Consider the following 26,926-nt stretch of genomic DNA (forward strand, 5'->3'; position numbering starts at 1 on the left):
CCGAAGGCCTAGTAGTCTTCGGGCGGGGGTGGCGCCATCATCGGCGGTTGCGGGATTTCCGCGACGAGCGTCTCGGTCGTGAGGACGAGCGAGCTGATGCTCACCGCGTTCTCGAGGGCCGAGCGCGTCACCTTCACCGGGTCGACGATGCCGAGTTCGAACATATCGCCCCAGGTGTCGTTTTCGGCGTTCCAGCCTTCGCTGGCGCTCTTGAGCTTCTTGACCTTATCGACGATGACGGAGCCTTCGAGGCCGCCGTTATCGGCAATCGTCCAGGTTGGGGCTTCGAGCGCCTCGGCGAGGAGCAAGATGCCCGACTTCTCGTCGTCGTTCTTGGTCTTCGCGGCGAGGGCTTCGAGGGCCTTCTGGGCGCGGACCAGGGCGACACCGCCGCCAACAACGATGCCTTCGTCGACGGCAGCGCGGGTAGCGCTGAGGGCGTCTTCGACTCGGGCCTTCTTTTCCTTCAGCTCGACTTCGGTCGCGGCGCCGACTTTGATGACGGCGACGCCTCCGGCGAGCTTCGCGAGTCGCTCCTGGAGCTTCTCGCGGTCGAAGTCGCTGGTGGCGTCATCGACCTGGGCCTTGATTTGCTTGATCCGGGCCTGGATGGCCTCGTCGCTGGCGAAGCCTTCGATGACCGTAGTGTCGTCCTTGTTGGAGACGATACGGCGGGCGCGACCGAGGTCGGCGACGGTAGCGTTTTCCAGCTTGAGGCCGATGTCCTCGGTGATGAGGGTGCCGCCGGTGAGGATGGCGATGTCTTCGAGTTGGGCCTTGCGGCGGTCACCGAAGCCCGGCGCCTTCACGGCGAGGATGTTGATGGTGCCTCGCATCTTGTTCACCACGAGGGTGGCAAGCGCTTCACCATCGACGTCGTCACAGATAAGGACGATGTCCTTCGTCACCTGGAGAATCTTCTCGAGCAGCGGCAGGATGTCCTGGACCGCGGAGATCTTCTTATCGGTGATGAGGATGTAGGGGTTCTCGATGATCGCTTCCATGCGGTCGGTGTTCGTGACGAAGTAGGGAGAGACGTAGCCACGATCGAGCTGGAGGCCATCGACGAATTCGGTTTCGAACTTGATGCCGCGGGACTCTTCGACGGTGATGACTCCGTCCTTGCCGACCTTCTCCATCACGTCCGCGATGAGCTCGCCGATCTGCTTGTCGTTCGCGGAGATGGCGGCAACGTGGGCGATCTGGTCCTTGGTGAGGACAGGGCGAGCCTGTGCGCGGAGATCCTTGACGGCTTCGACGAGGCCGGCTTCGATGCCGCGCTTCACAGCCATCGGGTTGGCGCCGGAGGTCACAATCTTGAGACCAGCACGGACGATGGCCTGGGCGAGGACGGTGGCGGTGGTGGTGCCATCGCCGGCGACGTCGTTGGTCTTCGTCGCGACCTGCTTGGCGAGCTGGGCGCCCATGTTCTCGAACGGGTCTTCCAGTTCGATTTCACGGGCGACGGTGACGCCGTCCTTGGTGATGCTGGGGGCGCCGAATTTCTTATCGATGACGACGTTGCGGCCGCGAGGGCCGAGGGTCACTTTGACGGCATCGGCGAGGGCGTCGACGCCCTCCTTGAGCCGCTTGCGCGCCGACTCATCGAACAGCAGTTGCTTTGCAACCATGGGATTCTCTCTTTCTGAAGTGCGAGGTACCGAAGGCGAAGGCGTCCCGTCAGGGGTGGCCGGTGCGGGGCGCCTCCGGGGGATTCGGCACTAGACCTCGAGCTTGCAGAGGACGTCCTTCTCGTTGAGGACGATGTAGTCGACGTTGTCGAGCTTGATGTCGGTGCCGGTGTACTTGGCGTAGAGGACACGGTCGCCGACGGCGAGGCCCATGTCGACGCGCTTGCCGGCGTCATCGAGGCGGCCGGGGCCGACGGCGACGACTTCGCCCTGCTGGGGCTTTTCCTTGGCGGTGTCGGGGATGACCAATCCGCTGGTCGTCACTTCTTCCTGCTTCAGGGGAGTGATGACCAGGCGGTCGGCGAGGGGGACGAGCCGCGTCTTGGCGGCGGTCTTGGAAGCGGTCTTAGCTGCCATAAAAGGTGTGATTCCTCCTGGGAAGTCAAGTGCAATGGGTAGCAATCGGGGATGTTAGCACTCTATCGGTGAGAGTGCTAGTCCTGTGGCCGCGCTTGGCGCGGGCGAGAGAAAACGTCGGGGCCAAATGCCGCGTGAAGATGTCCGCTTGAGCCCGGAGTGAACATGTCCGGGCCGGTCAACTGGTGGTGGTTCCGTCCGGCATGATCGTACCGGCCAGGTTTCCCCGCTCGATGAGCTGGGGCGTGATCTTCGCGCCGGTGAAGTCGGTCCGCGCCAGGTCTGCATAGTCCAGGTTGATCCCGGGGCCGACGGAGCCGGCAAGGCTGGCCCCTGACAGGACCGCCCGAAAGAAGACGGTCGCGTGGAGAGCCGCGCTGGCGAGGTCGGCCTGGCGGAGAGAGGCAGCGGTGGCATCGGCATGGGAGAGGTCCGCAAAGCGAAGGTTCGAACCGGAAAGGTCGGCGCCCTGGAGGCGTGCCCGGCGAAGCGAGGCCGCTTCGAGGTCCGCGCCCTGGAGGCGGGCGTCGCGCAGGTCGATTCCTGCCAGGTCGAGTCCTCGGAGGTCCGCACCACGAAGGTCCGCGCCGGCGAGCGATGCCGCCTTGTCGACAGTGTGGCCATTCACGGTGACCGGTCCAAGGCGGTAACCGGGCGGCGGAGTCGGCGCGGGGCCAGGAGGGGAAGCCGCGCCTGGCTCCGGCGGAGCAGGCGCGTTCGGCGGCTTCTTGCGGGCGCGGTCGTAGGCGGCGCGCATGTACTGGTCGCCGAGGACCGCCCAGGCCTCGCGCATGGTGTTGCGGCGCCGAGCGAACTCGGTCGCACTGATATCGGCGCCGCTGAGGCCGGCAGCCATCTTCGAAAGCGCTTTAACGATCTCCTGGCGGGGGGCGTCTTCCCGGACGCCGACTTCGCGATACCAGTTGATGGAAAGGTCGCCGGTGTATTCCACCGATGCACGTGGGGCTTCTCGCGCACTGTCTTCGGGAGGGAACCCCTGTTCCTGGGGGCGTTGCCGCGGTCGTGGCCGCGGGGGCGGCTGCGCGCGCATCGGGCGGGCGGGCGGGCGGGCGCGTCTCGGGCGCTGGCTATCGTAGATGGAGCGTTTTTCCGGGTCGCGGAGGGTTTCCCACGCCTGATTTATACGGCGCATGGACTGTTCCGCTTCCGGCGAGGGGTTGGCATCGGGGTGGTGTTCGCGGGCGAGGCGCCGGTAGGCAGAGCGAATGTCGGCTTCGCTCGCGGTGTGGGCGACCTGGAGAATGGCGTAGTAGTCGGTTTCGGGGGCCCCCATGGCTGCTGCGATGGTATCAGGCGGAGGCGTCGATCCGGCAGGGGAGTCGAGTCGCCCCGGCGGGACGCGTGAGAGCCCAGGCAGAGCACGGGCGAAGGCGTGTGTTCGCGCGGAAGATGTTTCGCATCATAGAAACTTCACGTTCGCGTGAGGGTATGATAGGCTCCATCGATAGGGGGGTGGCCCGTGCGTTGGCTCTTGCGCCTGATTCCTTTTCTGAAGCCATACAAGAAGCAGTTGGCGCTTGCATGGACGGCGATGCTTTCGGCGAGCGTGTTCGTGATGGTGAGCCCGCTGCTCATCCGCTACGCGATCGACTTTGGCCTGGACCCGCAGCGCGATGCCTCGGGGAAACTGACGGGCCTCGATGGCAGCGAGCGGCTCATCATTTACGGTGCGGTGGCGATCGTGCTGTTCGCCATCGGGCGCGGACTCGCGCAGTTCGGGCAGCAGTACCTCGGCGAGACGGTCGGGCAGTCGGTCGCCTATGACATCCGGAACAAGATCTACGACAACCTTCAACGCCTGAGCTACGCCTATCACGACAAGGCGCAGACAGGCCAGATTATGTCGCGCTCCACCCAGGACGTGGAGAGCATCCGGATGTTCGTGAACATGGGGGCGCTTCGGCTCGCGTTCATCGGGATCATGCTCGTCATCTCGGTGGTGGGCATGTTCATCATCAACTGGCAGCTCGCCCTGGTCTCGGTAGCGAGCATGCCCTTCCTGGCGTGGCGTTCCTGGGTGACGAGCTCGCGCCTGCGGCCGATCTGGATGGAGATCCAGCAGAACCAGGCAGAGATGACGCAGGTAGCGGAAGAAGGCCTGACAGGCATCCGGGTCGTGAAGGCGTTCGCCCAGGAGCCCTTTGAGAGCAAGAAGTTCTCGGAGGCCGCAAAGAAGCAGGCGGACCTGAGCTACTACTCATCGCGCGTTCAGGCAGGCAACCAGCCGATGCTCCAGGGCCTCTCGGCGGCCCAGGTCGCCGTTACCGTGGGCGTGGGCGCCTACCTTATCTCCAAGGGCGACCTGAGCGTCGGCAACCTGACGGTCTTCACGCTCTGGCTGAACTTGCTCCAGCTGCCGCTCCGCTCCATCGGCATGATCATCAACATGGCAGCGCGGTGCATCAGCTCGTCGGAGCGCGTCTTCGAGCTCCTGGACGCGCAGTCGGCCGTGCAGGAGAAGCCGGACGCGAAGGTCCTGACGAATGTCACGGGCCATGTCCAGTTCGAGAAGGTGAGCTTCGGGTACGACAACCTGAGCGCGGTCCTGACCGAAGTCGATATCGATGCCACTCCGGGAAAGGTCATCGCCCTGCTGGGGCCAACCGGCAGCGGCAAGTCGACGGTCGTCAACCTGATCCCGCGTTTCTACGACGTAACGGGTGGCCGGATCACGATCGATGGCACCGACGTGCGAGACGTGACGATCGATTCGCTCCGCCGGAACATCGGGATTGTGCAGCAGGATGTGTTCCTCTTCGTTGGGACGATCCGCGAGAACATCGCCTACGGGCGCCCGGAGGCAACCCAGGAGGACATCGAAAAGGCAGCGAAAGCGGCCCGCATCCACGATTTCATCGTGAGCCTGCCGTACGGCTACGAGGAGTGGGTGGGCGAACGCGGCGTGACGCTTTCCGGCGGGCAGAAGCAGCGCATCGCCATCGCACGGACGCTCCTGCTGGACCCGAAGCTGCTCATCTTCGATGACTCGACGGCGAGCGTGGACTCGCAGACCGAGTTCCTGATCCAGCAGGCGCTGAACGAACTGATGACCGGCAGGACAACGTTCGTGATCGCCCAGCGCCTGCGCACGGTGATGCGGGCCGATGAGATCCTGGTGCTCAAGGGCGGGCGCGTGGTGCAGCGCGGCAAGCACGCCGAGTTGCTCGAGCAGGAAGGCCTGTACCGCCAGATCTTCGACCTGGAGCTTCGCGACCAGGAAGAAGCGCTCGGGCGCCCCACCCCGAATTCGGTGGCAGCCGGGCCTGGAAGCTTCGGCAACGGCGGAGGGTTCCAGGGAGGGCCGCCTTCGGCGGCGATGATCGATGCAATCCGAGAACGGGTTCGCACCGGCGATACGGCGGGGATCCCGCCGCAAGTCGTCGAACGCGTCCGTGCGAGGCTGCTCGCCGGGGAAGGCTCCGGCGGCTCTGGAGGTGGTTCCTGATGTTCGGTGGTGGAGCAGGCGCCGGCGGCTGGAGCACCGGCATTGGGGGTCAGTCCATGGGACCGCGGCACGGCCGCGGCAGCGATGGCTGGGACGACGAATACCTCGGGAAGGCCTATGACTCACAGGTTGTGAAGCGAATCCTCCCGTACCTGAAGCCTTACAAGAAGCAGGCGTTCCTCGCACTTTCTTGCATGATCATCTCGGCCGTGACGAGCTACCTGCAGCCGCTCCTCATCGGCATGACCGTGAAAGCAGGAGTCGAGGGCAACGAGACGCGTGTGTGGTGGCTCCTCGGCATCATGGTCGGGACGGCCGGCATCACCTGGATTTCCGCCTACATCCAGTTGCTCACCACGGCGTGGATGGGCAACCGGCTGCTGCTGCAACTACGCAGCGAGATGTATGACCACATGCAGGGCCTCTCGTTGAGTTTCTACGACGAGATGGAAGTCGGCCGCATGATCAGCCGCCTGACGAGCGACGTCACGGTGATGCAAGAGCTCCTGACCAGCGGATCACTCACCTTCCTCGCCGATTTCGTGGGCCTTGCCGTCGTCGTCACCGTACTGATGTTCCTCGATTGGCAACTCGCTCTGGTCACTTTCGCCATCGTCCCGCCGCTCGTGCTGGTGATGCTCTGGTGGGCGCGCCACGCGAAGCAGGCGTTCGTGAACGTGCGGATCAAGATCAGCGCGCTGTATGGCACGCTGGCGGAGAACGTTTCGGGCGTGCGCGCGGTTCAATCGATGTCGCGCGAAGGCGAGAACGCGCGGCGCTTCGACGCACTCAACCAGGAGAATCGCAAGGCGAACATCTGGGCGGGCATGTTGAGCGCCGCAATCATGCCGGTGATCGAGCTCGCGGTGGCCATCGCCACCTGCGCTGTCCTCATCGTCGGCGGCCTGCGCGCATTGAATGCCGAGGGCACGGTCGATGTCGCGAGCCTGTTCGCGGTGCTCGTCGCCTTCATGTTGTACGTCGGCCGGTTCTTCGACCCGATCCGGGACCTTGTGCTGCAGTACACGATGCTGCAGCGGGCGATGGCGGGCGGCGAACGCATCTTCGAAGTGCTCGACACCGAGGCGCGCATCCAGGACAAGCCGAACGCGCTCGAGCTTGAGACCGTCGAGGGCCGCGTGGATTTCGACGACGTCCACTTCCACTACACCGAGAGCGTCCCGATCCTCCGGGGAATCACGCTCCACGTGGAGCCGGGCGAGACTATCGCCTTCGTGGGGCCGACCGGCGCCGGGAAGACCACCATCACCTCGCTCATCAGCCGCGGGTACGAAGTGACGGCCGGGTCGATCAAGATCGACGGACACGACATCCGCGATGTGAAGCGCCGCTCACTGACGCGACACATGGGCGTGGTCCTCCAGAACCCGTATCTCTTCAGCGGCTCGGTCCGCGACAACATCGCCTATGGGCGGCCGGAAGCGACGGCGGACCAGGTGGAAGCCGCCGCGAAGGCCGTCGGGGCGGACGAATTCATATCGCGGTTGGAGCATGGCTACGATACCGTCCTCCAGCAGCGCGGACAGAACCTTTCGGTGGGGCAGCGCCAGCTCATCAGCTTCGCGCGGGCGATCCTGGCATCTCCGCGGATCCTGGTGCTCGATGAGGCGACGGCGTACGTCGATACGCAGACGGAAGTCGTCATCCAGCGTGCTCTGCGGGAGCTCCTGAAGAACCGAACTTCGTTTGTCATTGCCCACCGGCTGTCGACGATCCGCGAGGCCAACCGGATCGTCGTCCTCGATAAGGGTCAGATCGCAGAGATCGGCAGCCACGACGAGTTGCTGGCGAAGGGCGGCATATACGCCAACCTCTACAAGATGACCTACGAACAGGAGCAGTCGCAGCAGGGCACCGCCGTCGTCGGGGAGGACGAAGCCGTCGCTGCCCGCCGCCGGGGTGAACTGCAGCCGAACATGGCTCCCCAGCCCGCAGCAGGCGGCTGAGCCGCCGAAACCCGAAGTGTTCCGAGAGGGCTCGCCTGGTGCGAGCCCTCTCCCTTTTTCGATGGGCTACGACTCGGGCGCCTTCTTGCCGTAAACCTAGGAGAACGGAGTGGGGAAAGCAGGAAAGGGAATGTCCGGGACGCTCGGGGCGCTTTCGCGCCTTGCTTCGACACCGCCAGGCACGGCAACGGTCGAGACGGTGGTCGCAGCCTGTGCCGAGATCCGGCGACTCTTCGATGCAGATGACGCCTACGTGGTCCGGAGCGGCGACCCGGCCTTCGTCCGTCTCGGGGACGACGGAGACCCGGCCCAGTATGAGATCAAGCAGCGCGGGTACTGGTACGCGTGGCGGGAAGCGGCCGCCAATCCGGGCGAACCCAACCGGTTGCTGACTGTCACCGACCGGCTGGTTGGCGATGTGGTCCCCCTCTCGGCCCAGGTGCCCGCGACGCATATCGCCGCGATCCTTCCCGGCGACGAGAGCAACTCAGAGATGTTGATCGTCCGCGGCCCATGGCCCGACGGCCTCAGTGAGGACCAGGTGGAGTTGCTGGGCAGTGTGCGCCCCCTGATGGCTTACCTGATCGGCAACGTGCTCGACAGCGAGCGCCGCGAACGATTGCAGGGCCAGATGCGCGTCCTGGGCGAGATCGCCGAAGCGTTCACGCAGGCGGAACACGCGGATAACCCGCTCTCCGCGCTGGCGACAGCACTGTCCCGGGCAAGCGGCTTCGCGTGGGTCGTCATCCTCGTTTTCGACCCCGGCATCGAACGCGTCATCGACCGGGCCATAAACGTCGGGAGGCACTCGAACACCGAGACAGCGGAGCGCGGCAAGCGCGGACAAGAATCAGAGAACTCCGGCGAACGCGATTTGCTGGGGGCGCGCCACATGGCATGGACTCGGCAGCCCTACACCGTCCCGGACGTTGGCGACCCGAATGAGCAGTTGCTGGTGAACGACGAGCTGCGCCACTTCTACGAACAGGCGCACATCCTTTCGATGGCGTCCTTCCCGGTGTTCACGAAGGACGCGTTGTACGCGACGATCACGTTTTGCGGGTCGGAACAGCATGCCTTCGACGAGACGGAGATGGGCTTCCTCGGTTCGCTGGTGGCCCAGGCCGGACCAACCATGCGGGCCTTCAAACTGAACCGCGAACTGCGCGAGACGGACCAGCGTCTGAGGGCAGTTTTCACGAATGCCCCGGTCTTCATCACGGTCTTCGAACCGGATGGGACGATCGTGCTGCTGGAAGGCGCCGACAAGGGCACGATCGCGCAGGAGACGGCCTCGCTGGTGGGCAGCCGGATCTACGACCTGGTGCCGGGCTACTTCGCCGAAGAACTTCGGGCGAACCTCGAACGCGGGCTGGCCGGAGACAGCTTCACGGCGGATATGCAGTGGGACGGCCGGGACTTCCAGACCCGGTTCGCGCCGCTGCGCGACCACGACGGTTCGGCCACAGGCGTCATCGGTGTCACCACCGATGAATCTGAGCGGCTGCGTGCGACGAGAGAGCTCCAGCGCATGAACATCGACCTCACGGCGGCGATGGAACGGGCCGAGGCGTCCGCTCGCGAAGCGGAAGCTTCACGGCTGCGCGCAGAGTACCTGGCGCAACACGACGCACTCACCGGCGTCCTGTCGCGGCGAGCGTGGTTCGAGATGGCGGCCAGTCGGCATCCGAGCGCGATCGCAGTCTTCGACGTGGACCGCTTCAAGCGCGTGAACGACCAGTATGGCCACCCGGCCGGCGACACGGTCCTGAAGACGGTCGCAGAGTCCCTGGGCGCCGCCATCGGCGAGGATGGTGTCATCGGACGACTCGGTGGCGAGGAATTTGGCGCGCTTTTCAACGTCTCGGTCGCAGACGCCGAACGCGCATGCCAGCGCGCGGTGGAACTGGTGGCGGCGAGACCCTGCGGACTCTCCGAGGGCCGGGTGGTGAGTGTCACCATCAGCGCCGGGCTGGCGCCGTGCCGAAGGGCGAGCGACAACACGAAGGACGCAGTCGCGCGGGCGTACGACATCGCGGACAAGGCGCTCTACGAAGCGAAGAACACGGGCCGCGACCGGCTGGTAACAGCGCCCGCGGCGGCGTGAGCGGACACGCGGATCTCGCGAATCACCGCCCGGCTGCCAACTCCCGGAGATGGTCAGCGACGAAGCCAGGGGCTTCCATGGGGATGAAGTGCGAGAACTGGGGCAGATAGACATCTTCCGCGTTTGAGAAGTGCTTCACCAGTTCCGGGTTGGTGGGCGAACTGCTCATGTCGGCGGGCGATTGGGCGGTGCGTTCCCGCGCGCGGAGGATGCGCACCGGGATGTCGATGGTGCCGATCTCGTCGTAGATGTCGCCGCCGGCACTGCCCCCGTAAGTCGCGGCCTCGATCCGCGGCGGGCAGGCGAGCACACAGCCATCGCCGTCGGGACTGGGGACGAGGCCGTACTGGCAGTAGTCGTGAAGCACGGCCGGGTCCCAGAGACTGAACGGGGGCCGGCCCTTGAAGCTCTCGAACATGGCTTCGGGTGATGGCCACTCGTTCCGGCGGCGCGCGGCGAAGTGTTCAACATCGCCTTCGCGTTCGGCATACGACCGGTACGCGGCACGGGAGAGGATGACGGGGTCGACAAGGAGAAGCTTCGAAAAGATGCCCGGTTCGAGCGCGGCCGCGAGCGTAATTGCGTAGCCGCCCTTCGAGTGTCCGGCAGCCACCGCACCGCGAAGCCCGAGTTTGCGGGAGAGGGCGGCGACATCCTCGCCGAAATAGCGCCAGAGGTAGGGTGGTTCCGGCTGGCTGCTGAGGCCGTGGCCGCGCATGTCGACCGCGATACAGCGGAATTCGGGCAAGCGGGCAACCACCTGGTCCCAGCACCTGGCGTGGAATCCGGTGGCGTGGGCGAGGAAGATGGTCGGCCCATCGGCGGGCCACTCGTAGACCTGGAGTTCAACACCATTCAGACGGTGGCGGGAGGGAATTGGTTCGCGCATGGCTAAATAGTAGTAGGAAAGGCGCGAGACGCGAGACCGGCGGCTGGTACAGTTTGACTATGGATGAGCTGATCGCGCAGTTAGCGGCAACGCCGGCCACACTGGCACACCTCGTAGCAGAGGCGGACGACTTCGCGCTCGATGCCGCGCCCGGCGGGCAATGGAACGCCCGGACGATCTTGGCGCACTTCCGCGATGACGAATTTCTCTGTATGCGGGCAGCGGTCACCCGCATGCTCGCGGAGCAATCTCCGGTGCTGCATTTCCTGGACGGGACGGCCTGGGAGCCGGGACGAAGCAGGCTGCGAGACCGGAAGGAGTGGCTGCTGGGGGACTTCGCGCTGCAGCGCCAGGCAAGCCTCGGCATCCTGAGGATGGTGCGGCCCGAGGACCTCCACCGGCGGGGAATACGCGAAGGACGCGAATTCAGCCTCGAACAACTCATCGGCGTGTGGGTTCGGCACGACCGAGAGCATGTCGCCCAACTGGAACAAGCCCTCGGCGAGACGCTGGAGGATGTGCGGGCGCGGCGAGCACGGGAGGGCTGAGATCACTTGTAGAGCGTCCACATTGACCGTTCGCTCCGCAGCCAGCACCTCGTAGACCAGCCCGTGCCAACGGGCGCGTTCCCCACGGCATGGGAGTGGTCGTTCTCCAAAATACGCAGAGGGCCCGCAGCGATGCGGGCCCTCCTCACGTTCGCGCGGGACGAAGGTTAGCTGACGCCGGGCGGGACCTCGACGGCTCCGTCGACCATCGCCATGGTGGCAGGCTTCACGCTGACTTCGAGCAACTCGGCGATGTCGTAGGCCTTAATCGTCCGCTTCTCCTCATCCGGCTGAACGGCGGGAATGCCGTCATCGAACATCTGGATGCAGAACGGGCAGGCAGTCGCGACGATGCTCGCGCCGGTGTTTGCGGCTTCGGCGGCGCGGAGGTGATTGACGCGGGTGCCTTCTTCTTCCTGCCACATGTTGCCGCCGCCGGCACCGCAGCACATGCCCTTTTCGCGGCTGCGCGGCATCTCGACGAGAGTCGCGCCGGGGATCGCCTCGAGCACCTGGCGGGGCGAATCGTAGATACCGTTGCCGCGGCCGATGTAGCAGCTGTCGTGGAAGGTAATGGTGGCGTTGTTCATCGTCTTCGGCTTCAGGTCGCCCTTGGCCAGGAGGAACTGGAGGAAGTCGGCGTGGTGGGAGACTTCGTAGTTCGCGCCGAAGTCCGGGTATTCATTCTTGAAAGTGTTGAAGCAATGCGGGCAGGACGTGATGACGCGCTTCACGCCGACCTCGTTCATCATCTCGGCGTTGGCCTGCGCCATGGTCGCAAAGAGGAATTCGTTGCCCAGGCGCCGCGCAGGGTCGCCATTGCAGGACTCGGCCTGGCCGAGGACGCCGAAGCTCGTGCCAGACTCCATCAGGAGCTTGACGACGGACTGGGTGATCGGGACGTTGCGTTCGACGAGCGCGCCGGAGCAACCGACCCAGTAGAGGTAATCCTGGGAGCCATCGAACATCGGGACATCGAGGCCCTGCTGCTGGAGCTGCTCGATCCAGCTGGTACGAGTGAGCTGGGTGCCGCGCCAGGGATGGCCGCGCTGCTCGATGTTCTGGAGGGCAGCCTGGGCGGTCGCCGGGACGCGGGCCTGTTCCATGACGAGGTAGCGCCGCATGTCGACGATGCTTGGGACGTGCTCGATGAGGACCGGGCATTCCTGGACACAGGCGCCGCAGGTGCGGCAGGCCCAGAGCGACTCATCCTTGATGTAACCACCGACGAGGGGCTTTTCGAGCACTTCTTCGGGGTTCTTGCCGGAGATGAGGAGCGGCCCCGCATGGTTCATGTAGGTCTTGATGTCCTGGATCAGGGCCATCGGTGAGAGCGGCTGGCCCGCGGCAAATGCCGGGCAGGCATCGGTGCAGCGACCACAGCGGACGCAGGTATCGGCATCGAAGAGCTGCTTCCAGGTGAAGTCCTGGAGCTTGCCCGCGCCAAGGCCGGCGCCGGACTCGATGAGGGCTTCGATATCGCCCATGGGAGCGAGGTAGAGCGGGGTGGAAGGCCGCTTGAAGAACGCGTTCACGGGGGCGAAGACGATGTGGCGGAACTTGGTGACCGCCATCAGGGTCAGCAGGCTGAAGGCGGCGACTACGTGGAACCACCACCACCAGACGTGCCGATCGAGCAGCGTCGATTCGCTGATCGGGCCGCCAAGGATCTTGGCGATGACATAGCCGGCGGGCGACCATTTCGACCAGTCTTCGTTGCCTGCGGGGATCTCGCCGCCACCGATGCGGAGGCCCTCGACGAGGATGCCGGTGAACAGGACGAACCCGAGGAGGCCAACGATGATCCCGTCCTCGGCTGCGCGCCTGTCCCAGGTGAGCTTCGTGGGTGGCGCGATGTAGCGGCGATAGACGGCCATCCCCACTCCGACGAGCCCGACGACACCGAAGACGTCACCGACGAGGGAATAGCCCAGGTAGATGGGGCCCTGGAGGAAGAGGTGTTCATCGCTCGAACCGAAGATGAGCGGTACGTAGTCATCGACGGCGAGGAGGCCGGTGACGATGGTGAGCATCACGAAGCTGCTGTAGATGCAGGCATGCATGATGCCGGCGAAGCGGTCGTTCTTCACGCGGCTCGTGCCGGCGCCCATTGTGAGAGCCTGGGTAAGGCGAGCTCCGAGGCTGCGGTTGACGCTGTGGGGCCGGCCGAGGCGCCAGATCCGGGCTCGCTGGACGAACGCGCCGATGATGATCGCGACGGCGAGCGTGAAGACGAAGTACATGAGCCACGGCGTGGAGATGTTGAAGAAGATCTCACGTGAGGCGTCGGTGGTCCGGGCTGTTTCGGCTGCGGAGATCGCACCGACGATGGCGACGGGGATGACGAGCCCGCCCCAGCTGGCGCGGAAGCGGGTCCCCTTGGGCGGTTTCGGGGTGTTCTGCGGTATCGAGGTCATAGGTTTCGAATCCCGGCGTGAGGTATAGGGGCCGACCGGGCGCGGTGTTAAGGCGCGGTAAGCCCAGGTGAACGCATCCTACCGGAGGCCGCGGTTGGGGGCTAACGGCGGTGGATTGGTCAGACGCGCGGCTCGCGGACTTCGATGCCTAGCCCCAGCCGTTCGAAGTGACGGACGTTGAACGTCAGCAGGAGTTCAGCGCCGGCGGCCACGGCTGCAGCCCCGATGGCGGCGTCGTAGATGGCGCCACCAGCCACGCTCGCTCTTGCCGACCGATCCAGGAGCGGGAGGTAGTCCGCGGCCGCGGGCGCGAAGATGGTAGCCCGGCCCACGTACATTCTCCTCAGCAGTCCGATCGCCGTGGCCGGCGACATCCGGTGAGGTGCTGGGAAGCGAGTGAGGGTCGCGTAGCTTTCCACCAGGCAGTGCGCGGGAATGACGAGTTGGTCGCCTGAGGTTATTCGACGCGTGACTTCAGCTCGCGCCACCCGGTGGTGTTGCTGCCATTCCATCATGGCCGCAACGAGGACATTGGTGTCCGCGGCGAAGGTGGTCAGCCCTGGTCCTCCGCCGACGAAGTGGAGCCGCGTTCCGCCCGAACCTCGTCGATCACCCGCTGCAACATCGCATCCGTAAGAACCGGGACGGTCCCAACGGCGACAGCGACCGGAAAACCGTCACGATCTTCAATCCGGATTTCGGTTTCCGCCGCCTCCACCTCGACGTGGCCATCGCAGTACCGCACTTCGATCTCAGCGCCTGGCGTCAGCCCGGCCTGCTCACGGATGCGCTTCGGAATCACCACTCTCCCGGCCCTGTCGATGGTGGTTTTCATGGTAGAAAGCATACCATTTCCGGCGCCATGAACGCTGGACAGCAAGGAAGGCCGCTCACGCGGCCTTCTCTGGTTTGAGGTTCGCCCGGAACGGAGCCTACGCCCCGTCGTTCGTGGGAGTGCCGTATTCCTTGCGGAGGTCGGTCTTGAGGACCTTCCCCATGGCGTTACGCGGGAGTTCGCCCACGATGGCGATGTACTGCGGCGCCTTGAACGAAGCCAGGTGCGCCTTGGCGTAGACATTGATCTCTTCGGCCGTCACCTTCTGTCCGGTGCGAGGGACGATGATCGCCTTCACCACTTCGCCCCATTCGACATCGGGGACGCCGATGACAGCCGCCTCTTCCACCGAAGGGTGGGCCTCGAGGACGTTTTCGATCTCGCCGGGAGAGATGTTCTCGCCGCCGCGGATGATGATGTCCTTCTTGCGGCCGGTGATGAAGAGGTAGCCGCCTTCGTCGACTTTGCCGACGTCGCCGGTGTGGAGCCAGTTGTCGATGATGGCGGTGCTGGTGGCGTCTTCCTGCTTGTAGTAGCCCTTCATGACGCGGTCGGAGCGGACGCAGATCTCGCCTTCGGTGCCCGGGGGAAGGAGGCGGTTCCGCTCATCCATGATGCCGAGTTCGACATCGGGCATGGGCTTGCCGACGGAGCGGAGGCGCTGTTCCTTGATCTCGGTATCGACGCTGAGGTCGTGGTCTTCGGGCCCGAGGAAAGTGAGCGTGGCCGTCGACTCGGTCTGGCCATAGGCGTTGATGAGGCCGATGCCCCTGGGAGAGAACACATCGCAGGCCTTGCGGACGACTTCGTACGGCATGGGTGCGGCGCCGTAGGTGATCTGGCGCATGGTCGAGAGGTCGTACTTCTCGAAGTCCGGCACTTCCATGATGCGCTTGAGCATCGTTGGGACGACAAAAGCGTGGCTCGTGCCTTCCTGCTGGACGGCCTGGAGCCAGAGCTCCGGGGTGAACTGGGGCAGGATGACGAGTGTCCGGCCACACCAGACAGCCAGCATCATCGCCGTGGCGCCGGCGACGTGGAAGAACGGCGCGGAAACAAGGAGCTTCTCGTGCACGTCCGGGTCGGCGGGCTGTTGATTGGTAACGTAGGCCGTCATATCGAGGTACGTGAGCTGGACGCCCTTCGGCAGCGCGGTCGTACCGGAGGTGAAGATGATGATCGTCGCGTCTTTGTCGTCGACCTCGGTCCAGATCTCGTCCTCGCCGGCGGCGGCGACGATATCATCGAAGGCGAGCGCACCAGGCGTGGCGGCGCCGTAATTGACGACGTGCTTGACCGTCGTGAGGGTGGGCCGGATGCGGCTGACGAGGTCTGTGTACCGTTCGGAAACGAAGACGGCCTGGCACTCGGAGACGTTGAGCATGTGAGTCAGCTCTTCGTCTTTCGAGCGGTAGTTCAGGGGCACGAAGGTAACGCCGAGCATGGCGCAGGCGTAGTAGGTGATGACGAAATCGGCGCTATTTTGCGCCATCGTCGCCACCTTGTTGCCCTTTTCGACACCAAGGCCCTGGAGGGCGTTGGCGAGCTTGACGACGAGCGGGTACATCTCTTCGAAGGTGATCCGCTTGCTGTTGGTCCCGCCGACCTCAACCAGCGCCTCGCGGTCAGGCACGACGGCAGAGGTGATCTGCAGGAATTCGATGGTATTCATTGCAACTCCGGGAAGTAGCTTGGCAGTGCGGCCGAATTTTACGGGATGCATAACGCTGGGGCGAACCGGGGGCAGCCTCCCACGAGGCGGAACTTGCCAGAGCCTCCCTCCCGTCGCGTGGGGGCGAGAGTCAGAGTTCGTAACCGCCGTCTTCAAGGCCGGCGGCCACTTCGAAGATGTTGCGTTCGGAGCCGCCAGCAATCACGTCGGAGAGGTAGTAGAGCGGAGGCGTAAGGACTCCCAGGAACGCCCACTGGTCGCCGTGCACGGTCTCATGCGCGAGAAGCGGGTCATCCAGGGCCACCCGGGAGGTGAGGATGACCTGGCCCACGGTCACCGCCGAACGCGGACCGTGTCCGCCGGACATACCGGTGATGACGATCATGCTGCCCTGGCAATGGATTTCGCCCCCATGGGCGAGGCCCCAGGCGACGGCGGGGCCGGTGAACGGCGCGAGGACGACGGCGCGGACGATCGGCGCAGATGTCTCGACGTACGCCGGGGCGCCACCACCGACGGAGAAGCCGGCGACCGACACCAGCGCGAAAGTCCCTGTGGCATTCCGCGCCAGTGCGGCGCGGGTGGCGATCCATGCCAGCCAGGCGAGACCGACCGCTGGCCAGAGGAAGAGGAGTGCTGCCTTCAGTTTCCAACCGGCCATGCAACCAGTAGAGCGCGCGCCCATTGGGGGAGGGTTGGGAGAGCCTGAGAGTTCGGTAAGAGACGATCGCGAACCCGAGCCCACGGGTCCATTCGGCCGAAGCGAGCCCCTCGTCGGTCGGGGTACGGCGACGCGGCGGGAATGGAACCGCCCAACGGTACACGAGGAGTGTCCGCACGGGCCCGAACAGCTTCAGGCGTCGATGAGTTCGGTTTCGACCTGGAGGACTTCGGCATCGAGGCGCCACTCCTCGATTGCGGCGGCGATCGCCTGCACCTGCTCGTCGGCGTGGCGGGATTCGTTGGAGACGACGACTGCGGCGATCGTGGCGAGCCCGGCCGAATCGAGGTCGTCGACCTCGGCGACGCTGGCGTTGAAGCGGTTGCGCAGGCGCTCGACGACGGACTTCACGATCGTCCGCTTCTCCTTGAGCGTGCGGGACGGGAGACGGAGGCGGACTCGAAGGAGGGCAATGGTCATCTGGACGGGGATTCTGGATTTCGGACGGCGGATTGGAAAGGGCCGCTGTGAGAGCGGTCGGCGCCGGTCACCTCCGGGCGCCCATGCGCCCGAGAAGGAAATCGCGGACCCCGCCGAGCGTCGCGGCGACGAGGTCGGTGCGGCCGCGGGCGAACCAGAGTGCCATGCGGACGGCGCGCGTGCCCATGTAGTACGCCCAGAAGACCGCAAACCGCCCGAACGGGAGGTGCTTCCGCATGAGGTACGGCCGGTTGCGCGAGAGGTAGTAGCAGCCGAAGGGCGAGAATTGCCCGCCGAGGGTCGCACCCTTCTGGTGAAAGACGACCGACCGCGGCTCGTAGAGGATGCGGTAGCCCTTCTCGGCGGCGCGGCGACAGAAGTCCGTGTCGTCGTAGTAGACGAAGAAGGCGTCATCGAGCAGGCCGACTTCGTGGAAGGCCTGGCGGGGAACGAGCAGGCAGGAGAGGTTGGCGTTGTCGATCTGGCGAGGTCGGTTATCTTCGGGCGATTCCTTGCGGCCGAGAAGCTTGTGCTTCCACGCACCGCGCCACCAATCGAATTCGCCCGCAGCATCATCGAGGAGGCCTTCACGCCCCGCCAGGTACGTCTTGGGCGCTACGAGGGTGCGGACGCCGGCGAATTCGACGAGCGGTTCGAGGAACGCGGGCGTCACCTCGGTGTCGTCATTGAGGAAGAGGACATAGTCGACGGAGGGAGTGTCGCGCAGGGCGAGCAGTGCGCGGTTGCAGGCCCCGGTGAAGCCCAGGTTTGCGTCGTTTTGGACGAAGGTGGCAGATGGGCGGCGCGTCCGGGATATCTCGGGCGATCCGTCGCTGGAGGCGTTGTCGACGATGGTGAGGGACCAGTCGGGGTAGGTCACTCCTTCGAGGGCGTCGAAGTAGCGCCCCAGGTGGCCGGCGGCGTTGGTTGTGACAGTCAGGATCGCTACGTGCGGCAGGCTCACCGGCGCACGCGCCGGGCGGAAAGCGGCCCGCCACGCGTAGAATCGGGGCGACGGCGGGATCGAGCGCGAGGCTGCAGTGACACGTCGCGGAGATTGCAGCGCGGACGGCACTGGGCGTCAACATCCAGCGGCGAGGAGGATCGACGATGAGCGCCACTTCAGCCAGGCGGATGGGCGCGGTCCTGCCCCTGTGCGGTGCGCTGCTGGCTGCCGTTTTCATCTACTTCCCGGCGCTCAACTCGCCATTCCATAGCGACGACTATCTGTTGCTCCTCGCCTCGCGAGACATGCCATGGAGCGACTTCCTGCGGTCGAGCTTCGACCCCGGCGCAGACCCCGGCGCACTGAGGCTGAGCGCGAACTACTGGCGACCCCTCTCGTTCGTCACCTTCCGGCTGATTTACGTCGTGTTCGGGGATGAGCCGCTGCCGTACCACCTGTTCAACCTCGCAGTGCACCTGGCGTCGGTGGTGCTGGTGTACGCGCTCGGGTGGCGGCTGACGAAGAGCCGGCTGGGCGCGGCGGTCGCCGCGCTGGTGATGGCCGTCCATCCTGAGGGGTTCGAGTCGATCACGTGGATAGCATCGCTGAACAGCGCCGCGCTGCCGCTGGCACTCGCCGGTTGGCTGGCCTTCACGCGCGCCATCGATGCCGAGTCCACCGCGGCGCGCAACCGGTGGTTGGCCGCCTCGCTCGGGCTGGCGGTGGTGGCGCTGGCCTATCGTGAATCGGTCGCCGGCATCGTCGTGGCGATGCTGCTCTGGTACGGCATGGTCGAACGTCGTGAACGGCTGCGAGAGCGTGAGACGCAGATTCTCGCCGGGGTGCACATCGCCCTCCTCGTGGTCTACCTGCTTCTGACCGGGATCCTGGACCCCGATGGCGGCCGCCCACTGATCGACGCGGACCAGGATGTTTTCAAGAACTGGTGGTTCTACGCGGAGCGAGGCCTCGTGCCCCTGGGGTCGCCGGAGCCGGCCTGGCAAGACTCCGCGCAATTCATCGGTACCGTGGTCCTGATCGGGGTGGCAGTTATCGCAGCGCTTCGGAGGCAGTGGCTGGTGCTGGCGTTGAGCCTCGGCTTCTTTGTTTCGCTCGTCCCATACGCGGCGTTCAGCCTCGGCCGCGGTGAGCGTTACTTCTACATCCCGGGGGCATTGCTCGCCCTCCTGCTCGGCGCCGCCGCAACGGTGTGCGTCGCCTCTCTGGCGAAGCTGAAAACATCCGCGCCCATTGAGCAGATCTGCGTGCTGGGCATCGCCGCGGTCGCCGCCGTCACCGCCGTGACGGCGAACCACCGCGTCGCGGGGTGGGTGGAGACGCACCCGGAGGTGAATCAGGCGTGGGTAGACCAGTTGCTGGCCACCTACCCCGAGCTGCCCGAAGGAGGAGGCCTCTTCGTATCGAAGACTCCGCCAACGCTGAACGTCCTCGACGCCTATATCCTGCAGCCGATGGTGAACTACCTGTACGAGGGCGAGACCCACCCGGTCTACTGGATCCAGGACCAGTACATCGACTACGGACGCTCGGTGATGAAGCCGGACGACCGCTGGTTTACTTTCGAGCCGGAGTAGCTGGCACGAAGATCCGGTCATCCGGGCCGAGCGATGCCCGGACTTCCTGCACATCCTCGGCGGCGATCCGCCGGGCGGTCACCCCGGGGTAGTAAAAGGAGACCGTCGGGACGAGGTTTACATCGTTGAAGAGGGCGAGGACGAGGGGAACGTCCGCGCAATAGAGCGTGCCTCCCTCGGGAAGCTCGGGGTAGAGAGCACGCAATTCGTCCACCCACCGCTGCTGGGTGTCCGGGCCAGCCTCGACCCACTCAGCCGTGCGGCGATGGATAGCTGCCGAGCCAAGCAGGAGAAGGAGCCCAAGGCCGACCGCGACACCCGGCCATAAGAGCCGTGGATGGATATAGAGGCGGGCATAATCCAGGAGTTCGCGGAGGACAACGGCCCCGGCGAGCGCAGCGAAGGCGGCGGGGAAGTAGACGTAGCGCTGCGAGACGCCGAGGGTCAGCGGGGCATAGACGGTGATAGCGAAGAACGGCGCGGCAACCATGGCAGCCATGCGCCAGCGACGGAGCACAAGCAGGACCGGGAGCGAGGAGAGGATGGCCGCGCCGGCGGTCACCTGGGCCCAGTGGACGCTCCCGGTAGCGCCTTCGCTCACGGGGAAGGCGACGACCTTCAGGTAGAACCAGAACTGGCCCAGGATGTGATCTCCCAGACCCCAGGCGCCGGCGGTGATCGCCGGCTCGGTGAGGAAGCGGGTCCGGACGACCTCGTAAACAGCAAGGACGATGACGAACGGGAGGAAGGGCGCGTAGGTGGAACGCTCTCGCAGGCGATCGCGCCGCCACCAGAGGCAGCGCCAGGCGGCGATGGCCGGAACGACTGTGAGGGTCGACTCGCGGAAGCCCAGGGCGGCTGCCAGCAAGAGCGCGGAGACGATGAGCCCGCGCCAGCGGAGCCGTTCACGCTCCGTTGCCCGGGCGAAGAAGAGCCAGGCGGCGAGCATGAGCGGGAGCCCGGCGTTGTTCGAGGACGCTATCCAGGCCACTCCTTCGAAAGGGGCCGGGTGGGCGGCGAACAGCACTGCCGCTATCCCGGCGGTCTCCCAGCGTCCGCTCAACTGCCGGGCAAGCAGCCAGACAAGCACGACTGAAGCCAGGTGGATGCCCAAAAGGAGGACGTGGTAGGCGGACGGATTGCCGCCGAACAGGGGTTCGAGAAGCTCGAAGCTGAGACTGTGAAGCGGGCGCCAGTAGTTGGAGGTCACGGGCGCGAGCAGCGGCTCCTCGCTCAGGGGTGTGAACGCGGCCATTGCGATGTCTGAGAACGAGAGGTTCCGAGCCGCGTTGAGGTAGAGGTAGTCGTCGGCGTAGAGCGGAGACTGCAACGCCGGCCAATAGGCGACGACGGACGCCAGTAGCGCGGCGAGCAGGGGCAGGACGGACACTACCTGGCCCCAGCGAAGCACCGGGACGAGGGGCACGTGGAGTTCGTTCCCGGGCGGGGGCATCGCCTCACTCACTGCGCGCGGATTCTAACCGCCCGCCGGTCCCCGTCACGCCGAAGGCGGCTCCCAGGGGAGGTCGCCGAGGCCCTGCCTCGTGAGGAAGTGACGGGCGGGCGCTCCAACGGCGGTGCTGTTCGAAGGGACGTCATCCAGGACGACAGCGTTCGCACCGATGCGGACGTGATCGCCGATGGTGACCTTGCCGATGATCTTCGCGCCGGTCCCGACGTTCACGTAGTCGCCGATGGTTGGGCCCCAGAGTTCGAAGCGCTTCTGGGAACTGTTGCCGATCCCGAGTGTGACGAACGGGTTGACCTCGACGTGGTCGCCGAGGACGGTCCAACCATCGAGGACAACGTGGCCGTGCGCGAAGAGGATGGAACCGTTCGAGCGCACCTGGTTCCCAATCGTGACGCCGAAGAGGAATGAGTTCAGACGGGAAACAAACGTCGCGAGCGGCGGACACCCGGCTTCGAAGAAGAAGGACTGGGCGCGGAAGAGCGCCACCGCGGGAAACGAATGGACCGTGAAGAAGAGGTAGAGGAAGACGAACCACCGCGGCCGGCCGGCGCGGATGAGGCCGAACATCGTCGGCCACTCTGCGTGGATGTCGATGTCCCGGCCAACAAGGGCGCGGTGGCGCTTCCAGCTCGCACGGACCTTCTTGAGCGACATGCCACGCGCATCGTAGCGCGGAGCGGCCGAAGGCGGGTCAGTCCGCCTGGCGGGCGCCGCGGGACTTCTCCTCCATGAGCTTCTGGAACTCCGGGTTCGTTTCGAGGGCGGCGGCAAACGCCCTGGCTGCCTCCGGGTCTTCCGCGAGGAGGCGGTCCATCCCCTCCTGGTCGGCGTGGATGTGCTCTTCGAGGGCCGCCCGGATCTCGGGGGAGCTGCTGGCGAGCCGCTCCACATGGAGCCCAACAATCTTGCGCGGCTGGCCAATCGCGATGATCCGGCCCCGCTCCATCAGTGCGGCGCGGTCGGAGAACCGCTCCACGGCGGCCAGGTCGTGGGAGACCATCACGATCGTCACGCCCTTCTCTCGAAGGCCCGCGATGTGGTCGTAGCACTTCTCCTGGAAGCGGGCATCGCCGACGGCGAGGACTTCATCGACGAGCAAGATCTCGGGGTCCATGAACGCCGCGATGGCAAAGCCGAGGCGGACATACATGCCGGAGGAGTAGGTCCGCATCGGCTGGTCGATGAATTCGTGGAGGCCGGCGAAGTCGACGATCGCCGGGAGGAGCGCCTCGACCTCGCGGCGCGTCATGCCGGCAAGGAGGCCGTTCATGATCGCGTTGTCGCGCCCCGAAACCTGGGGGTGGAAGCCGCTGCCCAGCTCGAGAATGGTGGTCAGCCGGCCGCAGACCTCGACCGAGCCGGAAGTAGGCTTGCTGAGGCCCGCCAGGATGCGGAGCAGCGTGCTCTTGCCGCTGCCGTTGGCGCCGACGATGGAGAAGAACTCGCCGCGCCGGACCTCGAAGGAGACATCGCGGACGGCCCAGTGAGCCTGGCGGTGGCGGCGGCCGGCGAAGGCCGAACGGGGGTGGAGGAGCATCGTCTTCAGCTCCTGGCCCGGCGCCACCATCCTGAAGCGCCGGGAAACCCCCCGGGCGGCCACGACGACGGGTGTTTCAGATCCCATCGGCGAAAGAGTCCTCGAGGCGTCGGAAGGTGAGCCAGCCGATCACGAGTGCCGCAACGGTGAGCCCGGCGGAATACGCGAGGTCCGAATTCGGCCAATCGCCATCCAGGAGGATCGCCCGCCAACTCTCGGCGATCGGGGCGAGGGGGTTCACGATGGTTACCCAGTGGTACGAATCGGGGACGCGGTCCGCGGCGTAGATGATGGGCGTCGCATAGAAGACGAGGTTCAGGAGGACGTCGACGATGTGCTCCAAATCTCGGAAGAAGACGGTGACGCTGCCAACGAAGAAGGCCAGCCCAACAGTGAGGAGCAGCTGGAGCGCGAACACAATGGGGAGGGCGACCCAGGCGGTCGATGGTCCGTGGCCGTTGACCAGTAACAACCCGACGAGAACGGGGAGCGAGAAAAGGAACTGGAGCGTGTTCCCGAGGACCACGCTCAGGGGAAGGACTGCGCGAGGGAACCGCACCTTCTTGAGAAGACCGCCATTGCCGACGAAGGTCCCGGCGCCGGCCTGGACCGAACTCTGGAACCAGAACCAGGGAAAGAGACCGGCCAGGAGGAATTCGGCGGTGATCCCGGTGCCGAGGACCTTGCCCAGGGCGAAGGAGAGGATGAGTCCCAGGGCGAGGGGTCGGACGAGCGACCATGCCCAGCCGAAGACGCTGCCCTGGTAGCGCAGCTGGAGGTCGCGGCCCGTGAGGGCGGCGACGAGTTCGGCGGTGCTTCGCCAACGGCGGGTCGCCGTCAGGGTGGGGCGAGCCTGGACCATAGGCTGCAGTATGCGCCCCGCGAAAGTGGCGAAACAGCGGGGGCCGCGTCAGCTGGAGGTGGCGAAGGTGCTGAGTGGCAGGGTGACGGTGAAGGTGGTCCCCACTCCCGGAGTCGAGCGCACTTCGATGGTGCCCCGGTGGTCCCGGATGGTGCGGTGGCTGATGGCGAGGCCCAGTCCCGTGCCGGCGCCGCGCGTCTTTGTCGTAAAGAACGGTTCGAAGATGCGACCCTGCGTCTCGGGGTCCATCCCGTGTCCCGAATCGGTGACTTCGACGACGGCGGAGCCCGGGACAATCCTTGTCGTGATCGAGATGTCCCCGGTGTCTCCGACGGCGTCGCGCGCGTTCAGCACGAGGTTGAGGAACGCCTGCACCAGCTGTCCGCTATCGCCGCGGACCGGGATCGGCACGGGGCCGGGTTCGAACCGGAGGCGTACGTTGGCCGGGAAAGCTGTCCGGGCGAGGCCGACGCCTTCCGTCAGGCAGTCTCGGAGGTCCTCGACGGTGAACTGCCTGGGCTGAGGCCGGGAGAAATCCAGAAGACTGCGGGTAAGCGAGGCGCCGTGGCGAGCAGCGGTCTCGATGCTCGCCGCGACTTCTCGGGCTTCGTCGTCGAGCTCTCCCATCTGGAGGAGACCGACATTGCCAAGGATCGCGGCAAGCAGGTTGTTGAAGTCGTGGGCGACGCCGCCGGCGAGCGCACCGAGGCCTTCGAGACGCTGGGCGTGGGCGAGCGTGACTTCGGCCTGGCGGCGAGCGGTGACGTCGCGAGCGACGACCAGGAGGCGCGGATCCCCGGCGGAGTGCATCCACCGGGCGACGACCTCGATCTCGAGGACGGTGCCATCCGGACGGACCAACCGGGCATCGTCTGGCCCGGAGGGGACGGCGAGCCAGGCATCCCAATCTTCGCGGTCGGCCTCGAAGGCGAGACCCTGGACCGACGGCATCCCGGAGAGCTCGCTGGCGTGCCGGCCGGTGAGCTGCTCGGCGGCTTTGTTCGCGAAGATCACTTTCCGGCCCTCCAGAATCACCATCGCGAGCCCGAGGTCGCTCTGGGTCTCGAGGACGGCTTCGCGGAAGGCGGTTTCCTGGCGCTGGATTGCGAGCGCCTGGCGAAGCGCGACGATCTGCTTGACGACCACCAGGCCGAGGGCGGCGACGCAGGTGAGCAAGAGGTCGACGGCGTTTTCGTGTTGCAATTCGAACGCAGTGAAGACGGCCATGCCTGCGGCAGCGGTGTAGGGAAGGGCGCCCGAGCGAATCACTCGCAACGGCGGGACGCGGAGGGTCAGGCTCGGAGGCAGGACCGCGGCGAGGGCGATCAGCCAGTGCCCGACGTTCCAGGTGCTGTCATAGGCGAGCGGATAGTAGTAGTAGGCGACATCCGCGACCGCGAGGGTGATTGCGACGAGCAGCAGGAGCGAGTTCCTCGCAGTGATGCGCCCGCGGTAGATGCCGGTTAGCGCGGTGCCGAGAAAGGCGAGGTCCAGGACGATGTAGGCGAAACTGACCCACCTGGTCAACGCGCCATCACCGGCCCTGGGCAGGACGATGTGCCAGCCGAGACCCGCGGCTACGACCAGGAGGACGCCGGCATCGAACAACCAGCGGCGGTCCCTGCTCCGCCAGAGCGGCGAGGTGAGAAGCCCGATCGCGGCAATCTGCATTGCGTAGGTCACGAGGTAGGGGGCATCGAACCAGCTCGGATACGGCGGCTCTTCATCGAGCCGTGAAACGACGTTCCAGGAGGCATCGAACATGACGGTCCCGAGGACGGCAGCAGCCAGGATCGACCAGCCCACGCGGTCGACGCCGGCCGACCGGCGGAGCCGCCAGCAAGAAAGGGTGAGCGCCACGACCCCTGGGACCGAATAGAAAAGGATCGCGGCTGTGCTCGAACTCGAGGCGTAGGCAGCCGGATAGAGCGCGGTGTGAAGCACCGCGGCAATGAGCAACGCCGCCAGCGCCACCCTCCGGAGCAGAAGTCGCGAAGGTCCGATAATCGTGATCCCGTGGTAACTATCGTGCGAAGCGAGGTCCGAGCCTCTCGGGGAATGCCCTACATACGGGCGAACAACGACACAAATGGCCTGCCCGTGAAGGAGTCTTCGGCGGAACTCAGGGAAGTATGCGGGGGAGCGGGTTACGCCCGATAACGAGGTCCTCCACTGCGCGTCCGCTCGCCAGGTCGTCTTCGATCACTCGCTCGAGGTTCTCCGGCGTGAGGCCGCCGTACCAGGTGCCCTCGGGGTAGACGACGGCGACAGGGCCGTACTCGCAGATGCGCAGGCAGCCGACTTTCGTCCGGTAGAGGCGGCCCTGTTCGGGCGAGCCGTTGAGCCTGGCGGCCGCCTTCTTCAGCTGGCCCCAGGCCTTTTCGCCCTCTTCCTGCGTGCAGCAATCGGGGCCGATACAGAGGAAGACGTGCCGATCGTAGTTGCCGATGCCGCGCTCTTCGGCCTTCTCGCGCGCTTTCTTGATCCTGGACATGGCGGACAGTTTCGCACGTCCCGGCGCCGGCCACACGAGACCATCAGAGGCGAGTGCGGAAGCGCTCGCTCGTGTTCGAACCACGACGGGATGTTCGGGCGAACACGAAATGGTCCGGGCGATGCCGGGTTGCTGCCGTGAGTCGTGGTGAGGGAGGCGAGTGCGGAAGCGCTCGCTCGTGTTCGAACCACGACCGGATGTTCGCAGCGATGGGCGGAGTGTCCGGGCGATGCCGGGCTGCCGCCGTGAGTTGCGGTGAGGGAGGCGAGTGCGGAAGCGCTCGCTCGTGTTCGAACCACGACGGGATGTTCGCAGCGATGGGCGGAGTGTCCGGGCGAGGCCGGGCTGCCGCCGTGAGTCGTGGTGAGGGAGGCGAGTGCGGAAGCGCTCGCTCGTATTCGAACCACGACGGGATGTTCGCAGCGAAGGGCGGAGTGTCCGGGCGATGCCGGGCTGCTGTCGTGAGTCGTGGTGAGGGAGGCGAGTGCGGAAGCGCTCGCTCGTGTTCGAACCACGACCGGATGTTCGAGCGAACACGAAGTGTCCGGGCGATGCCGGGCTGGTGCCGTGAGTTTTGGTGAGGGAGGCGAGTGCGGAAGCGCTCGCTCGTGTTCGAACGGCGACGGAATGTTCGAGCGAACACGAAGTGCCCGGGCGATGCCGGGCTGTTGTCGTGAGTTGGGGTGATGGCGACGCGGGCGAGTGCTCCCGCACTCGCCTCTGATTAGGGGTCCTGGTCGTGAATCGCATCCCATACGGTGGTGCCGGGTATGGCGTCGCCCTGACCTTCGATCGTGTACCCGCAAGCCGCCGCAACGTCTGCTTCCGTCCAAAGATAGCGGCCGCTCCCGCCGCGGGCCCAGAGCGGTTGGTTCGGGCCGATGAAACCCGTCTGTCGAAGACTCCGTGTGGAGCGATCCTTCAGCCGCAT

22 protein-coding genes are annotated in these 26,926 nt (G+C 65.6%); 5 read left to right on the forward strand and 17 right to left on the reverse strand.

Going from position 1 to position 26,926, the window contains the following annotated elements:
- Nucleotides 1-8 precede the first annotated feature (8 nt).
- The 3 genes from groL to IPG14_RS14670 form a co-directional block, all read right to left on the reverse strand.
- Nucleotides 9-1,631 (reverse strand): chaperonin GroEL, encoded by a 1,623-nt coding sequence (groL, locus tag IPG14_RS14660; protein ID WP_343386275.1) that lies wholly within the window; start codon nt 1,629-1,631, stop codon nt 9-11.
- Nucleotides 1,632-1,721: 90 nt separating this feature from the next.
- Nucleotides 1,722-2,048, reverse strand: a complete 327-nt coding sequence (groES, locus tag IPG14_RS14665) for a co-chaperone GroES (protein WP_343386276.1) — start codon at nt 2,046-2,048, stop codon at nt 1,722-1,724.
- A gap of 178 nt (nt 2,049-2,226) precedes the next feature.
- Nucleotides 2,227-3,342, reverse strand: coding sequence for a DnaJ domain-containing protein (locus tag IPG14_RS14670; protein ID WP_343392319.1), 1,116 nt, complete (start codon nt 3,340-3,342; stop codon nt 2,227-2,229).
- A gap of 237 nt (nt 3,343-3,579) precedes the next feature.
- Between IPG14_RS14670 and IPG14_RS14675 the strand changes: the two genes are divergently transcribed.
- From IPG14_RS14675 to IPG14_RS14685, 3 genes are all read left to right on the forward strand, one after another.
- On the forward strand, nt 3,580-5,514 hold the full coding sequence (locus IPG14_RS14675) for an ABC transporter ATP-binding protein (protein ID WP_343392320.1): 1,935 nt from the start codon (nt 3,580-3,582) through the stop codon (nt 5,512-5,514).
- Nucleotides 5,514-7,481 (forward strand): ABC transporter ATP-binding protein, encoded by a 1,968-nt coding sequence (locus IPG14_RS14680; protein WP_343386279.1) that lies wholly within the window; start codon nt 5,514-5,516, stop codon nt 7,479-7,481. Before IPG14_RS14675 ends, IPG14_RS14680 begins: the two co-directional genes overlap by 1 nt.
- A 109-nt stretch (nt 7,482-7,590) precedes the next feature.
- On the forward strand, nt 7,591-9,588 hold the full coding sequence (locus tag IPG14_RS14685) for a diguanylate cyclase (protein WP_343386280.1): 1,998 nt from the start codon (nt 7,591-7,593) through the stop codon (nt 9,586-9,588).
- Between the two features lie 22 nt (nt 9,589-9,610).
- Here IPG14_RS14685 and IPG14_RS14690 read toward each other — a convergent pair whose 3' ends face one another.
- On the reverse strand, nt 9,611-10,477 hold the full coding sequence (locus IPG14_RS14690; protein ID WP_343392321.1) for an alpha/beta hydrolase: 867 nt from the start codon (nt 10,475-10,477) through the stop codon (nt 9,611-9,613).
- A gap of 59 nt (nt 10,478-10,536) precedes the next feature.
- Here IPG14_RS14690 and IPG14_RS14695 point away from each other — a divergent pair, with 59 nt between their 5' ends.
- On the forward strand, nt 10,537-11,025 hold the full coding sequence (locus tag IPG14_RS14695) for a DinB family protein (RefSeq protein ID WP_343392322.1): 489 nt from the start codon (nt 10,537-10,539) through the stop codon (nt 11,023-11,025).
- A gap of 167 nt (nt 11,026-11,192) precedes the next feature.
- On the opposite strand, the gene IPG14_RS14700 is transcribed toward IPG14_RS14695, so the two are convergent.
- From IPG14_RS14700 to IPG14_RS14730, 7 genes are all read right to left on the reverse strand, one after another.
- The gene (locus tag IPG14_RS14700) at nt 11,193-13,442 is read right to left on the reverse strand and encodes a (Fe-S)-binding protein (protein WP_343392323.1); all 2,250 of its coding nucleotides are present in this window, start codon (nt 13,440-13,442) and stop codon (nt 11,193-11,195) included.
- A 119-nt stretch (nt 13,443-13,561) separates the two neighbouring features.
- Complete coding sequence (locus tag IPG14_RS14705) at nt 13,562-13,999, reverse strand: PIN domain-containing protein (RefSeq protein ID WP_343386463.1); 438 nt, start codon at nt 13,997-13,999, stop codon at nt 13,562-13,564.
- The gene (locus IPG14_RS14710; protein WP_343392324.1) at nt 13,996-14,277 is read right to left on the reverse strand and encodes an AbrB/MazE/SpoVT family DNA-binding domain-containing protein; all 282 of its coding nucleotides are present in this window, start codon (nt 14,275-14,277) and stop codon (nt 13,996-13,998) included. Before IPG14_RS14710 ends, IPG14_RS14705 begins: the two co-directional genes overlap by 4 nt.
- A 97-nt stretch (nt 14,278-14,374) precedes the next feature.
- Complete coding sequence (locus IPG14_RS14715; RefSeq protein WP_343387278.1) at nt 14,375-15,949, reverse strand: long-chain-fatty-acid--CoA ligase; 1,575 nt, start codon at nt 15,947-15,949, stop codon at nt 14,375-14,377.
- 130 nt (nt 15,950-16,079) lie between these two features.
- The gene (locus IPG14_RS14720; RefSeq protein WP_343386287.1) at nt 16,080-16,610 is read right to left on the reverse strand and encodes a hypothetical protein; all 531 of its coding nucleotides are present in this window, start codon (nt 16,608-16,610) and stop codon (nt 16,080-16,082) included.
- A 192-nt stretch (nt 16,611-16,802) separates the two neighbouring features.
- Nucleotides 16,803-17,090 (reverse strand): DUF503 domain-containing protein, encoded by a 288-nt coding sequence (locus tag IPG14_RS14725; RefSeq protein WP_343387276.1) that lies wholly within the window; start codon nt 17,088-17,090, stop codon nt 16,803-16,805.
- Nucleotides 17,091-17,157: 67 nt separating this feature from the next.
- A complete protein-coding gene (locus tag IPG14_RS14730; protein ID WP_343392325.1) occupies nt 17,158-18,054 on the reverse strand; it encodes a glycosyltransferase family 2 protein in 897 nt (298 codons plus the stop codon).
- Nucleotides 18,055-18,200: 146 nt separating this feature from the next.
- Here IPG14_RS14730 and IPG14_RS14735 point away from each other — a divergent pair, with 146 nt between their 5' ends.
- Entirely contained in the window at nt 18,201-19,631 is a 1,431-nt protein-coding gene (locus IPG14_RS14735; protein WP_343392326.1) for a glycosyltransferase family 39 protein, read from the forward strand.
- Here the strand turns inward: IPG14_RS14735 and IPG14_RS14740 are convergent.
- The 6 genes from IPG14_RS14740 to IPG14_RS14765 all read right to left on the reverse strand — a co-directional run bounded on the left by IPG14_RS14740 (nt 19,612) and on the right by IPG14_RS14765 (nt 25,995).
- Complete coding sequence (locus IPG14_RS14740) at nt 19,612-21,096, reverse strand: hypothetical protein (RefSeq protein WP_343392327.1); 1,485 nt, start codon at nt 21,094-21,096, stop codon at nt 19,612-19,614. The genes IPG14_RS14735 and IPG14_RS14740 overlap by 20 nt on opposite strands.
- 33 nt (nt 21,097-21,129) lie before the next feature.
- A complete protein-coding gene (locus tag IPG14_RS14745; protein ID WP_343392328.1) occupies nt 21,130-21,756 on the reverse strand; it encodes a serine O-acetyltransferase in 627 nt (208 codons plus the stop codon).
- A gap of 37 nt (nt 21,757-21,793) precedes the next feature.
- Complete coding sequence (locus tag IPG14_RS14750; protein ID WP_343387272.1) at nt 21,794-22,726, reverse strand: ABC transporter ATP-binding protein; 933 nt, start codon at nt 22,724-22,726, stop codon at nt 21,794-21,796.
- The gene (locus IPG14_RS14755) at nt 22,716-23,501 is read right to left on the reverse strand and encodes an ABC transporter permease (protein WP_343392329.1); all 786 of its coding nucleotides are present in this window, start codon (nt 23,499-23,501) and stop codon (nt 22,716-22,718) included. Before IPG14_RS14755 ends, IPG14_RS14750 begins: the two co-directional genes overlap by 11 nt.
- Before the next feature lie 48 nt (nt 23,502-23,549).
- On the reverse strand, nt 23,550-25,475 hold the full coding sequence (locus IPG14_RS14760; RefSeq protein ID WP_343392330.1) for an ATP-binding protein: 1,926 nt from the start codon (nt 25,473-25,475) through the stop codon (nt 23,550-23,552).
- Between the two features lie 148 nt (nt 25,476-25,623).
- Nucleotides 25,624-25,995: a (2Fe-2S) ferredoxin domain-containing protein gene (locus tag IPG14_RS14765; protein WP_343386300.1), complete on the reverse strand. Its 372-nt coding sequence runs from the start codon at nt 25,993-25,995 to the stop codon at nt 25,624-25,626.
- Nucleotides 25,996-26,926 lie beyond the last annotated feature (931 nt).

Source organism: Candidatus Amarobacter glycogenicus, assembly GCF_016704105.1.
GTDB classification, from domain to species: Bacteria; Chloroflexota; Dehalococcoidia; order Tepidiformales; family Tepidiformaceae; genus Amarobacter; species Amarobacter glycogenicus.